The 12,948-nt window shown below is 59.3% G+C and carries 15 protein-coding genes; 10 read left to right on the top strand and 5 right to left on the bottom strand.

Annotated features, from left to right (window positions below; all coding sequences use genetic code 11):
- Positions 1–43: 43 nt before the first annotated feature.
- Positions 44–877 (top strand): pantoate kinase, encoded by an 834-nt coding sequence (locus ACN2TU_RS00460; protein WP_435151633.1) that lies wholly within the window; start codon positions 44–46, stop codon positions 875–877.
- A 300-nt stretch (positions 878–1,177) separates the two neighbouring features.
- A complete protein-coding gene (locus ACN2TU_RS00455) occupies positions 1,178–1,927 on the top strand; it encodes a 4-phosphopantoate--beta-alanine ligase (RefSeq protein WP_435151630.1) in 750 nt (249 codons plus the stop codon).
- A 162-nt stretch (positions 1,928–2,089) separates the two neighbouring features.
- On the opposite strand, the gene ACN2TU_RS00450 is transcribed toward ACN2TU_RS00455, so the two are convergent.
- The 3 genes from ACN2TU_RS00450 to ACN2TU_RS00440 all read right to left on the bottom strand — a co-directional run bounded on the left by ACN2TU_RS00450 (position 2,090) and on the right by ACN2TU_RS00440 (position 6,479).
- Positions 2,090–3,322, bottom strand: coding sequence for a digeranylgeranylglycerophospholipid reductase (locus tag ACN2TU_RS00450; protein ID WP_435151628.1), 1,233 nt, complete (start codon positions 3,320–3,322; stop codon positions 2,090–2,092).
- 539 nt (positions 3,323–3,861) lie between these two features.
- Entirely contained in the window at positions 3,862–4,725 is an 864-nt protein-coding gene (locus ACN2TU_RS00445; RefSeq protein ID WP_435151625.1) for a 2-oxoacid:ferredoxin oxidoreductase subunit beta, read from the bottom strand.
- Positions 4,722–6,479: a 2-oxoacid:acceptor oxidoreductase subunit alpha gene (locus tag ACN2TU_RS00440; RefSeq protein WP_435151622.1), complete on the bottom strand. Its 1,758-nt coding sequence runs from the start codon at positions 6,477–6,479 to the stop codon at positions 4,722–4,724. Before ACN2TU_RS00440 ends, ACN2TU_RS00445 begins: the two co-directional genes overlap by 4 nt.
- 91 nt (positions 6,480–6,570) lie before the next feature.
- Between ACN2TU_RS00440 and ACN2TU_RS00435 the strand changes: the two genes are divergently transcribed.
- From ACN2TU_RS00435 to ACN2TU_RS00425, 3 genes are read left to right on the top strand one after another with little or no spacing between them, the layout of a single operon-like run.
- Complete coding sequence (locus ACN2TU_RS00435; RefSeq protein WP_435151620.1) at positions 6,571–7,209, top strand: FAD-dependent oxidoreductase; 639 nt, start codon at positions 6,571–6,573, stop codon at positions 7,207–7,209.
- Between the two features lie 51 nt (positions 7,210–7,260).
- Positions 7,261–8,130 carry a DUF7093 family protein gene (locus ACN2TU_RS00430; RefSeq protein WP_435151617.1) on the top strand — a complete coding sequence of 290 codons (870 nt, stop codon included), beginning with the start codon at positions 7,261–7,263 and terminating at the stop codon, positions 8,128–8,130.
- A gap of 50 nt (positions 8,131–8,180) precedes the next feature.
- A complete protein-coding gene (locus ACN2TU_RS00425) occupies positions 8,181–8,573 on the top strand; it encodes a DUF5611 family protein (protein ID WP_435151614.1) in 393 nt (130 codons plus the stop codon).
- On the opposite strand, the gene ACN2TU_RS00420 is transcribed toward ACN2TU_RS00425, so the two are convergent.
- Positions 8,570–8,929, bottom strand: a complete 360-nt coding sequence (locus ACN2TU_RS00420; protein ID WP_435151611.1) for a cell division protein SepF — start codon at positions 8,927–8,929, stop codon at positions 8,570–8,572. The genes ACN2TU_RS00425 and ACN2TU_RS00420 overlap by 4 nt on opposite strands.
- 276 nt (positions 8,930–9,205) lie before the next feature.
- On the opposite strand from ACN2TU_RS00420, the gene ACN2TU_RS00415 reads away from it, so the two are divergent.
- The 5 genes from ACN2TU_RS00415 to ACN2TU_RS00395 all read left to right on the top strand — a co-directional run bounded on the left by ACN2TU_RS00415 (position 9,206) and on the right by ACN2TU_RS00395 (position 12,589).
- On the top strand, positions 9,206–9,733 hold the full coding sequence (locus tag ACN2TU_RS00415; protein ID WP_435151608.1) for a hypothetical protein: 528 nt from the start codon (positions 9,206–9,208) through the stop codon (positions 9,731–9,733).
- Positions 9,734–9,814: 81 nt separating this feature from the next.
- Positions 9,815–10,294, top strand: a complete 480-nt coding sequence (locus ACN2TU_RS00410; RefSeq protein ID WP_435151605.1) for an RNA-binding protein — start codon at positions 9,815–9,817, stop codon at positions 10,292–10,294.
- A gap of 44 nt (positions 10,295–10,338) precedes the next feature.
- On the top strand, positions 10,339–10,641 hold the full coding sequence (locus ACN2TU_RS00405) for a DUF7562 family protein (protein WP_435151603.1): 303 nt from the start codon (positions 10,339–10,341) through the stop codon (positions 10,639–10,641).
- A 42-nt stretch (positions 10,642–10,683) separates the two neighbouring features.
- The gene (locus ACN2TU_RS00400) at positions 10,684–11,967 is read left to right on the top strand and encodes a ribonuclease catalytic domain-containing protein (protein WP_435151600.1); all 1,284 of its coding nucleotides are present in this window, start codon (positions 10,684–10,686) and stop codon (positions 11,965–11,967) included.
- Entirely contained in the window at positions 11,912–12,589 is a 678-nt protein-coding gene (locus tag ACN2TU_RS00395; protein ID WP_435151597.1) for a uracil-DNA glycosylase, read from the top strand. The genes ACN2TU_RS00400 and ACN2TU_RS00395 overlap by 56 nt, the downstream gene beginning before the upstream one ends.
- On the opposite strand, the gene ACN2TU_RS00390 is transcribed toward ACN2TU_RS00395, so the two are convergent.
- Complete coding sequence (locus tag ACN2TU_RS00390) at positions 12,590–12,892, bottom strand: HalOD1 output domain-containing protein (protein ID WP_435151595.1); 303 nt, start codon at positions 12,890–12,892, stop codon at positions 12,590–12,592. It lies immediately after the preceding gene.
- Between the last annotated feature and the right edge of the window lie 56 nt (positions 12,893–12,948).

Raw genomic sequence — 12,948 nt, 5'->3', positions numbered from 1 at the left:
TGCGAATTTTAACTGTTATACCCCGTCGCCCGAAACCGAGAGTATGAGCGACGAGGTCGGTCGTGCGTTCGTACCCGGACACGTCACGGGGTTTTTCAGCATCCACGAGGCGGACGACCCGAAACAGGCCGGGTCGCGTGGGGCAGGACTGACGCTTTCGGAGGGCGTGACTGTGACCGTAGAACCCGCAGAGGAGGCGAGTATCGAGTTGAACGGGGAGTTCGCGGCGGTCGAAGCGGGACGGCGCGTCCTCGACGCACTGGACGTTACGGCGCGGGTTTCGGCACAAACCGATCTCCCACTCGGCGCGGGATTCGGTGTTTCGGGGGCGGTTGCGCTCGGAACGGCACTCGCTGCGAACAACGCGTTCGACCGCAGACGGTCGGAAAACGAACTTGTAACCATCGCTCACAGTGCGGAAGTCAAAGCTGGAACCGGACTCGGGGACGTAGTGGCACAGGCACGTGGTGGAGTTCCTATCCGACTCGAACCCGGCGCGCCGGAGCACAACCGTCTCGACGGGATTCCGACGCGAACGCGCATCGAATACTCCTCGCTGGGGGAACTCTCGACTGCCGAAGTGCTGTCGGGGAGTACCGAACGACTGTCACGGGCGGGCGTCGATGCGCTGGTCGCGCTGGTGAACGAACCGACGCTCGAAACGTTCATGCGAGAATCACGGGAGTTCGCCGAGGAGACCGGTCTTCTCACCGGCGAGGTGTGCGACGTAATCGAGGACGTGCACGACGCCGGTGGACAAGCCTCGATGGCCATGCTGGGCGAAACCGTGTTCGCCCTCGGCACCGGACTCTCCGACGTAGGCTACGACGCCACGGCGTGCGAAACGTACCACGCCGGGGCGACACTGCTGGACTGAACTGTTTTTCCGGATATTGAATTTCGTCAGTTGAGTTGATACTTGGCTATTTCGTGTGGCGATCGAAGTCGCGGAGCGACCTCGCTACTGAGCGGTGAAACCGCGAACGCGGTGCGGAGGCGGGGCTTGATTGGAATCGGCACCTGCTACCGGCCAAAGAAAGTCAAGAAGTAGCGAGCAGTTGCCGACCCCAAATACCGCACAAACTCAGTAGCGAGAAACACGGTTTCAAAACGCTCTCGCGGACGAAACAGCGATAAAACCACGTCCATTTTTACCGTTCACGCCGGAGGGATGAACATGACCGACGAGGGAGAGATTCCGGAAGACCATCCCCGCTACCAGTCACTCCTCACGCGCCATCGTATCGAGGAAGGAGTCGAAAAAGGCATCACGAGCAAGCAGGGCCTCATCGCGGAAGGCCGCGGCGAGTCGTTCGACTACTTGCTCGGCGAGGAAACGATTCCGAGCGCGGACGAAGCGGAACGGGCGGCGGCGGCCCAGTTGCTTCTTGCGGAGCACGCCGTCCTCTCCGTCAACGGGAACGTCGCGGCACTCGTGCCGGGCGAAATCGTCGAACTCGCCGAAGCGACCGGCGCGGACATCGAAGTCAATCTGTTCAACCGCACGGACGAGCGCATGCAGGCCATCGCCGACCATCTACGCGAACACGGTGCGGAAACCGTCAAGGGACTCACGGCGGACGCCCGAATTCCCGGACTGGAACACGAACGTGGGAAGGTGGACGAAGACGGAATATATGCTGCGGACGTGGTGCTCGTTCCGCTGGAGGATGGCGACCGCGCGGAGGCGCTCGCCGAGATGGGGAAGACGGAACTCGTTATCGACCTCAACCCGCTTTCACGCTCGCCGCGAACCACCGCGATTCCGATTATCGACAACCTCATCCGAGCCGTTCCGAACATGACCGCCTACGCACGTGACCTCGCAGATGCGTCGCGTGAGGAACTGAAGACCATCGTTACCGAATTTGACCGCGAAAAAGCGCTGGAGGACGCTGAAAACGCCATTCGGGATATTGAGGACTGACGTGGTGCAGACCGAGATTTTGAGTTCAATTCGTCTTTCGTGAACAACGGTAGAAGGTTTGTAAGTCGATTGCGCCGAGTTCGGGCGTGGCGCGCGCCGAGTAATAGCAAAGCCAGTGTTACCGTGTCAGAGATATTCGTTTAGTGAAAAGGACAGAACGTCCTACAGCGGAAGTTGTTCTTTGGCGAATCGCTTCAACAGTGGAATGTCCTCCCAGTGGAGAAGTTTCGCGATGCCGCGAAGCTTCCCAGCGTTCGCGCTGTTTCGCATATCGCCGCCGATTCGTTTCAAATCCCGAATCAGGGTGTCGTAGCGTTCGTTCTCGGCAAGGTACAGCAGTTGTGTCATCAACAGTCGCGTCCGCATCTGTGGGGCAACGTCGCCGTGCCAGAGCTTGTTGTAGATGGACATCTTCTCAGCGGAGGTGTCGGATTCGCTCGTCATGAAACACCGGTCGGCGGTTATCGCCGCGGCGCGCCCGGATTTCATCCCCGTGTGGATTCCCTCTCCCCAGAGCGGGTCGATGGTCGGAACCGTGTCGCCGATGGCCATGAAGTTGTCCGTGCTCAGACTGCCGGGCATCTGGACGTGTGCGGAACCGCGGTGTTGTTTCCCGGCGATTCGCTCGGCGTTCTCGAATCGTGGGTCAGTGTCCAACCAGTACTGGAGGTAGTCGTCGATACCCATTCCCTCCTTCGCGTAGTCGTGGTGGCTCTCGTTTTGAATGTAACAGAGACCGACTTTCGCGGTGTCCTCGCCGGTGTGGAAAATCCACGAATAGCCGCCCGGCGCGAGGTCGTGGTCCAACCTGAGCATCATCGCGTCGGTGAGGTCTGCGTACCCCTCGCGGTCGATGTCGATGCCCTCCATCTCGTACTCGATGCCGATGGCCTGATTCTCCCGTTTGAGGTTGGTCACGCCGAGACTCTTCGCGAGTGGCGCGCTCGGCCCGGTCGCGTCGATGATGATGTCGCCGTACACTTCCTGACTGCCGCTGTATCGAACGCCTTCGATTTCGTTGCCGTCCATGATGGGCTTCGAGACGCGGGCGTCGAACCAGTACTCGGCCCCCTCTTCCTGCCCGTCTTCGACCAAAAACCGCTTGAAGTCGGCGAATTCCAGGACGGCACCCGGTTGGGACTGTAGGAAATGCTCGTTCGGCGATTCGAGGACGACGTTGTCGGTGTAGTTCATCACCACGTCGTCCGGAATGCCGAACGCGGCCATCATCGAGGAGAACGTCCCCGCCGTGGACTTGTTGCTCTGGCGCGGGAACTCCGATTCACCCTCCGCTTCGAGCACGACAACGTCGTGCCCGCGTTGAGCCAAATCCCGTGCGCACTGCGCGCCAGCGGGGCCAGCACCGGCAACGATTACGTCGAAATGGTCGGTCATACAATCGCCTCAGTGACAGAGAGATATGTCGTTTGATTTTCTATTCTGGCCGTTCGAACCGGCAACTCAACAGTGACCGAATCACTGTCGGTCGCGACACGAATTCGACCGCTATCGGAGGATGCAGTGAAAGTGGTCACCGAGGTTGCCCGATGCCCCGCCCCACCGACGGCACTATCGCATGTTTCCGCAGTCATCTTGACACGGTGTTACTGTCCATATCATAAAAAACAGACGCAAACGGCCCGAGAACGATGGAATGAGTCGGATAGCGTGGGACAGAAATGTGGAAAAGGGTGGAAAATAGGTAGAGATCTGATTGCTCGACAACGCAGTTGCCTCGGAAACCGTTTTCCGACATCTCCCACAAGTAGTGTCGTCGCAACGTCGGTGCTGGATGAGATTATCGCGCTGAAGCCGCTGGGGATTGGGTCGCAGGTGGGCACTGTCACAGGCGAAGTCACCGCGTGTCAGCAACTCCGTAGACCCGATGCTGATGCGTCGTAGTGGCCGAAAATGGGAAAACTGGGTCGCGCGCTTCAGTAGAACTCGCGCACGAGATCCATCGCGTTCTCCGGCGCGCCGTCCGGAATATCGGACATGTTGCCCTCGATACCGTGGAGTTCGCTGTACGGAACGCTGTCCTCGTCTTGGTAGATGACGCCCTGATACTCCTTGTCCGCGTCGAGGATTTTCTCCTTGGCCGCGTCGTAGTCGTTCGGGTCGTGGTCTTCGTCCGCGAGGTCAACGATTGCGTCGCGGAAGTAGTCGTAGGTGTCCACGTCGTTGAACGTGACACACGGCGAGAAGACGTTCACGAAGCCGAAGCCGTCATGCTCGATTGCCTCCTGCACGATTTCCGCGTGGCGGCGCGCGTCGGTCGAGAACGACTGCGCGATGAACGTCGCACCTGCGGAGAGGGCAAGGGCAAGCGGGTTGACTGGCGGCTGTTTCGGTCCTTCCGGCGTCGTGCTCGTCTCGAAGTCCTCGCGGCTGGTCGGCGAGGCCTGTCCCTTCGTCAGTCCGTAGATACGGTTGTCCATGACGACGTAGGACATGTCCACGTTCCGGCGGACGGCGTGGATGAAGTGGCCAGCACCGATGGAGTAGCCGTCACCGTCGCCACCCGCGACCATCACTTCGAGGTCTGGGTTGGCGAGTTTGACGCCCGTTCCGACGGGGAGCGCACGTCCGTGCACGCCGTGGATGGCGTAGGAGTGCATGAACGTCCCGATTTTACCGGAACAGCCGATACCGGCGACCACGAACGTGTTGTCCGGGTCGTTGCCGGTTTCGGCGAGTGCCTTCATCATCCCGTTCATCGTCCCGAAGTCCCCGCAACCGGGGCACCACGTGGGTTGCTTGTCCGACTTGAAGTCGGTGAATCGAACGTCCGAGCTCATGCTTCTATCTCCTGTCCGAGTTTCGCCTTGATTTCGTCAGCCAGTTCGTCCGCCTTGAACCGGATTCCGTTGTACTTGTTGATTCGGTCGACGCGGGTGAGGGTGTCGTGTTCGATGACGTTCGCGAACTGTCCCGTCTCGTTACACTCGATCACGATGACCTCGTCCGCGGCCTCAACGTCCTCCGTCAGGTCGGGACGGGGGAAGATGTACGGAACCGAGAGGAATCGAACGCTCACGTCGTCCTCTTCGAGGAAGTCGAGGGCTTCGCGCATCGGCCCTTCGTTCGACCCCCACGAGATGACGAGCGTGTCGGAGTCCGAGTCGCCGAATTCGCGGGGACTCAGGTCTTCTTCTTCCTCGGCCGTCTCGACCTTGCGGTTTCGTTTGTCAACCTGCTCGACACGGGTCTCGGTGTCCTCGGTACGGCGACCGAGCGAGTTGTGTTCGAGGCCGGTGGACATGTGCGCGCCGCCGGTCGTTCCGGGGAATGCGCGTGGGCTGATACCGTCCGCGGTCGGGAAGTGCGGCTGGAAGCGGCCCTGTTCGTCTGTCCACGCGTCGATGTCGTCCTCGTCCACGATTTTCCCGCGGTCGATTTCGACGGCATCCATGTCGAACTCCTCCGGGGAGAATGTCTGTTCCGTGACCGCCATCGAGAGGTCGGCCAGCAGGAAGACCGGCGTCTGGTACTTCTCGGCGAAGTTGAACGCTTCGACGGTCTTCTGGAAACATTCCGAGACGGTCGTCGGCGCGACGACGAACCGTGGAATCTCGCCGTGGCCACCGTAGAGCGTCATGTTGAGGTCGCCCTGTTCCTGCTTGGTCGGCATCCCGGTCGATGGACCGGAGCGCATCACGTCAACGATGACGAGCGGCGTCTCACTCTGTGCGACGAGACCGAACGTCTCGGTCATCAGGTCGATACCCGGGCCGGATGTGGCCGTCATCGAACGTGCGCCTGCGCGTGCCGCGCCGAGCGCCATGTTGATGGCGGACAGTTCGTCCTCGGCCTGCACCACGGTACCGCCGAAGTGCTGGATGCGGCCCATGAGGTACTCCATCACGTTGGTTGCAGGGGTGATGGGGTAGCCGGAGTAGAATCGGCATCCTGCGGCGATTGCGCCCATACCGATTGCCTCGTCACCGTTGAGGAGAACGTAATCGTTGTCCGTCGTCTCGATGTCGTACGCGAAGTCGTGGTCGTACTCCTCCTGTACGTACTCCTGCCCGAGACGGGCGGCCTCTTTGTTGTTCTCGACGATTGCCTCACCCTTGGCACCGAACTTCTTGTCCAGTGCGCTGTCGAGGTTCTCGATGGGGAACTGCGCCACTTCGCAGGCCGCACCGAGCGCGACAGTGTTCTGCATGATGGCACCGCCAGCATCTTCGGCGAGTCGGCGAAGCGGAACGGACAGCCCGATCATCTCGCCGGGGATGTCCACGTCTTCCATTTCGGTTCGCTCCCCGTCGTAGATGATAACGCTGTCCTCGTGCAGTTCATCGAGGTTCTCGTCTATCGTCCGCTGGGTGAGCGCCACGAGAATATCCAGTCTATCGACGACGCTCTCGACTTGGTCCGTAGACGACCGGATTTTGTACGCGGTGTATCCCCCTCGGATACGAGAGGCGAAGTCCTTCGACGTAAAGACGTGTCGCCCCGCGCGGGAGAGAGCCTGCGCAAAGATTTTCCCGGTCGAATCGATTCCATCGCCGGCTTCGCCGCCGATGGCCCAGTTCAGGTCTTGCATCAATGCTACGCTACCCGGTGGCAAATCAAAAACCTTCTGAAGCAGACCCGCCAGAACGGGAAACACTTTGGCCGAAAGGGTCAAACGCTTGCACATGGAGGGCACCGAAATTGCGGTGCGGTCGGTACGAACTGTCGGAAAAAACACAATCGCGCTCGAACTGGAATCGCCGTCGGAGTTCGATGCGCAACCGGGGCAGTTCGTGCAGGTTCGTGGTGACGTGAACGGCGAGGAAATCACGCGCCACTACACGCTTTCGTCACCCGACACCGACGAAACGTTCGAAATCACAGTCGGAATCGACCCCGACGGCGATTTGAGTCCGTGGCTCGCGGAACGCGAGCCGGGCGACACGGTCGAAGTCGATGGGCCGTTCGGGCGGTCGTACTACGAAGGTGAATCAAGCGTCGTCGTGCTCGCGGGCGGCCCGGGCGTCGGGCCAGCGGTCGGCATCGCGGAGCGTGCGATTGCGGACGGCGGCGAGATAGTCGTCATCTATCGGGACGACGACCCGGCACACGAAGACCGCCTGCTGGAACTCGAAACCGCAGGTGCGACGGTGCTGGTAACTGACGACTCGCTGAGCGACAACGACGATGTAAACGACGTCCTTTCGACAGCGGACGGACAGATGTTCGTGTACGGATTCGCCGACTTCCTGGCGGACGCGAACGACGCGCTGCGGGCGACCGGCCACGACCCGGACGACGCGAAAAGTGAAAATTTCGGCTGAACCGGGGAAAGCACCATCCTTTTATTACGGCGTGAAAATAACCCACACCCAATGGGTCTCAGGTGTTCGCTGCTGGGGCACGATTACGGCGAGTCCGAAATCGAGCGCGAGCGAGAAGAACAAGGCAACGAAGTGATAGTGACGGTTCGAGAGTTCCAAGAATGCAAGAGCTGTGGCGACCAGCAGGTCGTCAGCGAGAACAAGGAGGTAACGGCAATCGAGGAGCCGGAACCGACGCCGGAACCGATAGCGAGTCGAGAACAACCCGAATCGGAACGAACCGCCGAATCGTCGGCAACCGGCGCCGGAGCGGCGGCCGAATCGGAACCCTCGGGTGTCGCAACATCTTCCGGGTTCGAACCGACACCGGAACCGGTCAGTTTCAACGACGACGATTTCGAACCACCGCAGACTGCGGAGGAAGACGACGGTGTCATCCTCGATGACGATGACGAAGAAGACGACGATAACAGCGGGCGCGGACACGGCGAGTGGCCCGACCCGGAGGACACGAACGCCGATGATGCGGGCAGCGGAGCGACGGAATGGCCGGATACGGGCATGGAAGACGCAGGCTTCAGCGCCGAGGTCGGCGACGGTGGCCGCGCCGACGTGAGTTTCGGCGGCGGACTGACACCGGAAAGCGCACCCGAAACGGACGAAGGGGCCGAAGTCGTGGAAGCCGAACCGCGAGACGACCCCGGGTTCGTCAGGACGACGCGACCGGAACCGCAGACGGAAACGGGGTTCACTCGTGCACGCGAGGCACCGAAACCCGATCAAGCCTCCAGTTCGAATCCTGACGCCGATCTCATCTGCCCCGAATGCGGCGAGCTCGGGGGCGCAGCGACCGGATCGTCGCTTCGTGCAGGGGATATCTGCCCCGAATGTCGTCGAGGATACTTAAGCGAACAAGAGTAAGCGCGACGCGAAAAGAGTAAACATCCACCCACCCAATCAGGGAGCAACCCATGAAAGAATACAAAATGCGACGCGGCGAGCATCTCGAAGACCGAATGCCCGACTTGAAAGCCAGTATCGAAGAGTACTTTGGCCCGATTACGGGAACCGACGAGTTCGACGGACACGAACTCTACGTGGTCGAAGAACCCGACAACCCGGTGTTCAAGCGCGTCATCGCAGGTGCAGCATCGTACAGCGGTAAGAAAGACAAACTCGCGGTTGATTTCCAGGAACGCCCGGCCGAGGACGTCATCGCGGAGGGGAACGCGGACGCCGCTGCCGACGCCGTCAGCAAGAAAAACGAGTTCCTCCTCGAAGCGACCGGTCGCGACGCAAAGGCGCGTCGTGACTCACTGAAGCGCACCGTCGAAGACAAAGCAGATACGCCGGATAACGTCTAATTACGCCCGAGTTTTGTCCGACTAATATTGACGCTCGTTGGCGTCACGATAAGTTGGTCGTCACCCTTCTGAACGATATCGCCGTTGACTTCACGAGCAACCTGCTGGAGTTCGTCAGTGATTCGCTCGACAGTGGTATCTTCGGTTCGGAGACGGGTGATGTCGGCGATAACGATGTCGCCGTCGTACACCGCATCTTTGATAGCGATAACGTCCTGTTGGTCGCCGATTTCCGCGATATGAACGCTGACACTCGTCTCGTCGGGTGCAGCTTCAAAATCGTTTAAGTCGAGTTCAACATAATCCCCGGTGTTTCCGGACGGCCCTTCGCCGAGAATCTTATCCATGAATCCCATAGCATGATGGGGCAAGCGAACGAGTATAGTTCTTACGTCAGACGCCACGAGACGCGTCTCCAACGATGGTCGGATTCGGAGCGACCAGAAGTCGCCGTCATGTAGTTGGGGAGAGATTGGTGAAAATCCAAACCGTAGCCCGGTCGAGGAGTGACGTTTCCAGGGGTTCATTAGTTGTTTTCTAATTAAATTAAATAAATAGTAGACTTTCGAGACATTAGTGAATATATTAATTATAGAAGATTGCATATTATATTGGAGTATTGTATCGTTCATATGATAGAGAAAAACAAGCATTCGTCACGCCGTGACGTGCTTAAACTATCCGGAACGACCCTCGCGGCGTTGAGTAGCCTTTCGCTCGCGGGCACGACGAGTGCAGACGTACCTTGCGATTGTAACGATGGTGGTGGCGGCACCGGTAGTCCTCCCGCTGCACCTCAAACCGGCCATTACACGGTCGGCAATGGCGAAGTGGAGTTAAGCGGATGGACGAACGGAGATGGTGGCGACGCATGGTTCGAGTGGGGAGAAGTAGGAGACGGATTCCCGCACGACACCGAACTCCGTCGAGTCGATGCCTACGAAACCTTCACCGGAACCCGGTGGGAGAACAGAGGGGCGTCACGTACGAATATCGTGCCGTCGTCACCAACAGCTACGGACAGACGGAGGCACCCGCACGGCAGTTCAGTTTCTGAAAAGAACCGACAACTGTTTTCTTGTTGCCGGGCGGACACGTCCTGCGTTATTTCAACGTCCTCCAGAACAACGTCGCTATCAAAGAGCGCGCCTCCCGGGTAGGAGCAAAGAGCGAACCACGCCATTTCGATTTCGTCGAGGCAAACGGGTGGGTTTATGGCCGAAAGCGACGCACGTGCGGGTATGCAGGTTAAATCTCGTCATCACCTCCGAAGCGACGAGGTCAGAGAAATCGAAGAAGCACTCGCAAACACGGCCGGCGTCGAACTGGACGCGGACACCTACGAACTCGTGGAGTTAGAGGGGACGGAGTTCGACCTCGTCCTCGTCGATGGCAACCCCACCGTCGTGTACGTCGGCGACGAACCGTTCCTAACGGTACAGGGCGCGAACGAATATCCACCGACTGAGCAACTCGTCACCGTGGATGCAGGTGCCGTCTCGTTCGTCAGTAGCGGCGCGGACGTGATGCGACCGGGAATCGTCGAAGCGGACGACGACATCGAACCCGGAGACCTCGTCGCTATCGTCGAAGAAACACACGGCAAGGTGTTGGCCATCGGGCGCGCGAAGACGACGGGCGATGACATGGTTGGAGACTCGGGGAAAGTCGTCGAGTCGGTTCATCACGTCGGCGACGACCTCTTCGAATTCGCAGTCTAAAATCTGACGAAAGGGCGAAGTGGGAGGGCGACGAAGGAGTAACTATGTGGGGTTCCCGGCGGAACCGGGAGAAAAAGTCAGTCGTCTGCATCGCGTGTGGCGACGCCGTCCTCCGCTCGAAAGCTCGCGAGTACGACAAAGAGGGGAACCGCTGGGAGCGGAGCGGGAAGTCGTTCGAACATCTCTGCAAAGCGTGTCACCGCGAACTCTGTCACCAACCGCGAGACGAACTGGAAGCCCTCCTCATCGAAATCGACGCCGGCGCTGTCGAACGGGAGGAGTTTTTCGCCCGATACGACGCCGCGATTCGAGATCGTTACGGACCGCTAGAAGAACGAGATGGCTGACCAGTCGATACGACTAACTGCCCGACTCTCCTAGAGGCGGCCATGACGAGCGACGCGCAGGCCGAGGCAGGAACTGCCGAGGGACAGGGGCCGGTCGAAATTTCGCCGGAACTCGCCGAGCGACTCGAAACGAGGCGAAAGGAACTGTTCGAGAAGTTCGAGATTCGGGGCGAGTTCCCGCAGACCGTGATGACCGAGGCCGAAAAACGAACCGAGGGAATCCAGCAGGAGATTCAGGACGAAGTCGAAGAGCGCAAAGACCTGCGCGATATGACGACGTGGACGACCGACCCTATCGATGCACAGGACTTCGACGACGCCATCTCCGTCGAAGAGCGCGAGGACGAGTACGTCCTCTGGGTTCATATCGCCGACGTGACTCACTACGTCAACCCGGAAACAAACATGTGGGAAGAGGCGGTCAAACGAGGGAACACGGTCTATCTACCCTCCTACACGATCCACATGCTGCCGCCGATGCTGGCCGAAACGGTCTGCTCCCTGGTGCCGAACGAAGACCGACTCGCGCACACCGTCGAGATGCACCTCGACAAGGAGAACCTCTCCTACGAAACCATCGACATCTACAAATCTGTCATCCGGAGCGACGAGCGACTCACTTACGCGCAGGCGGAAAAACGAATCGACGACGAGGATGCGCCGCTTCACGAGGAGTGTAAACTGTCGTTCGAACTCGCCGACCAGATGCACGAACAGCGGAAGGAAGACGGTAGCCTCGTTCTCAACCCGCGACGTGACCGCGCCCACACCCTCATCGAGGAGTCGATGCTGAAAGCCAACAAGGCAGTCACGCACGAACTGATGTGGGGACGTGGTGTCGAAGCGATGTATCGCGTCCACCCACAGCCGACGCCCGACGAGTGGAGCAAAGCACTCCAAGAGATTCAAAACTTGGACGGCGTCTCGATTCCGGGGAGTACGTGGGACGACCCACGGAAAGCGGTCAACGCCACGCTCGAAGAAGCACCACGCCGTCAACTCGACAAAATCCAGTGGGCCGTGATGAAAGTGATGCCGCGTGCGCGGTACATGAGCGACCCGTTTGGCGGCCACCACGCGCTGAACTTCGAGATTTACGGCCACTTCACCAGTCCGATTCGCCGCCTCTCCGACCTCATCAATCACTGGATCGTCTACACGAACGACGTGCCCGAAGACCTCGTCGCGCTGTGTGACCGGGCCAGCGACAAACAGGCCGATGCGGAGGCCTGTGAGCGGGAATACAAACAGTATCTGGAGGAAGTCGGACTTGACCCGAACGCGGTCAACAACCGCGGCATCGAAGTGGTCGAGGAAGACGACTGAGAACAGACTGCCCGCGTTCCCCGACTCACGCAACGTCCTCGAACCGAACTGCTCACGCTGTTCCGAACTCGTTTCGTGTCGAAATCGCATCTCGTGGGGAACTGGACCGCTCGATGCGGACGTACTGGTTATCGGCGAAGCACCCGGATACGGAAATCCCGATGCAGAACGGTGGCAGGGCGGCAACTGGACTGGCATGGCGTACACGACGCGCCATTCGGGACGAAAGATCCGCTCGCTGTTTTCCGAACTCGGCTACGACGCCTACTTCACGAACGCGGTGAAATGTTTTCCCGAAAGGAATGACGGTTCGAACCGAGCACCACGGCCCGAGGAACTCGACAACTGTTTCAGCCATCTACAAGCGGAAATCGAGCAGGTGAATCCCAGCGTTGTCGTTCCGACGGGGAAACACGCCACGAAAACGCTGTTCGATTTCGAATCGATTGCGTTGGAGGGGTTTCTCGAACGAGTGCTCTCCCCGGTCGAATGCAAACGACTTGGTGTAACCGCGTTACCACTGTTACACCCATCCTACGACAACGTCTGGCTCAGTCGGCTCGGATACGACCGATCGGAGTACGTCACTGCCATCGATGCCGAACTCACTGGACTCGTCTGATTACTCGTCAGCGGGCGTTTCGGATGTCCCCGAAACGGCATCCTGGTCGTCGTTCACGTGAATCCACCCATCGCTTTCGTAGGTGACTCGATATCCACGATACGTGAAGACAGCCCTACCACCGCGTCTGAGCTCGCCATCGACTCGCGGTTCGAAGAGCGAGTCCAGTGCGTCCGGATCTACGGCATCGTACAGTTGCGGCCGGATTTCATCCGGTAACGAGCTTTCGTGGTCTGCAATCGCGTTGATGACGGCGATGCTTGGACGCTCACCGTCCTCCAATCGATAGGAAGTTCGCTCCATTCCGGTACTAGCAGGAAGAATTCGTCAACAGATAAGTATGACGGATGAATCTGTTT

The organism is Haladaptatus marinus (genome assembly GCF_051194195.1).
Note: the sequence above shows the minus strand (reverse complement) of the source record. Positions and strands in the feature narration are given on the sequence as shown.

Excerpts from the sequence above, each read along its gene's own strand:
- ACN2TU_RS00460 (WP_435151633.1), top strand. The coding sequence starts at position 44 with ATGAGCGACGAGGTCGGTCGTGCGTTCGTACCCGGACACGTCACGGGG.
- ACN2TU_RS00455 (WP_435151630.1), top strand. The coding sequence starts at position 1,178 with ATGACCGACGAGGGAGAGATTCCGGAAGACCATCCCCGCTACCAGTCA.
- ACN2TU_RS00450 (WP_435151628.1), bottom strand. The coding sequence starts at position 3,322 with ATGACCGACCATTTCGACGTAATCGTTGCCGGTGCTGGCCCCGCTGGC.
- ACN2TU_RS00445 (WP_435151625.1), bottom strand. The coding sequence starts at position 4,725 with ATGAGCTCGGACGTTCGATTCACCGACTTCAAGTCGGACAAGCAACCC.
- ACN2TU_RS00435 (WP_435151620.1), top strand. The coding sequence starts at position 6,571 with ATGGAGGGCACCGAAATTGCGGTGCGGTCGGTACGAACTGTCGGAAAA.
- ACN2TU_RS00430 (WP_435151617.1), top strand. The coding sequence starts at position 7,261 with ATGGGTCTCAGGTGTTCGCTGCTGGGGCACGATTACGGCGAGTCCGAA.
- ACN2TU_RS00425 (WP_435151614.1), top strand. The coding sequence starts at position 8,181 with ATGAAAGAATACAAAATGCGACGCGGCGAGCATCTCGAAGACCGAATG.
- ACN2TU_RS00420 (WP_435151611.1), bottom strand. The coding sequence starts at position 8,929 with ATGGGATTCATGGATAAGATTCTCGGCGAAGGGCCGTCCGGAAACACC.
- ACN2TU_RS00415 (WP_435151608.1), top strand. The coding sequence starts at position 9,206 with ATGATAGAGAAAAACAAGCATTCGTCACGCCGTGACGTGCTTAAACTA.
- ACN2TU_RS00410 (WP_435151605.1), top strand. The coding sequence starts at position 9,815 with ATGCAGGTTAAATCTCGTCATCACCTCCGAAGCGACGAGGTCAGAGAA.
- ACN2TU_RS00405 (WP_435151603.1), top strand. The coding sequence starts at position 10,339 with ATGTGGGGTTCCCGGCGGAACCGGGAGAAAAAGTCAGTCGTCTGCATC.
- ACN2TU_RS00400 (WP_435151600.1), top strand. The coding sequence starts at position 10,684 with ATGACGAGCGACGCGCAGGCCGAGGCAGGAACTGCCGAGGGACAGGGG.
- ACN2TU_RS00390 (WP_435151595.1), bottom strand. The coding sequence starts at position 12,892 with ATGGAGCGAACTTCCTATCGATTGGAGGACGGTGAGCGTCCAAGCATC.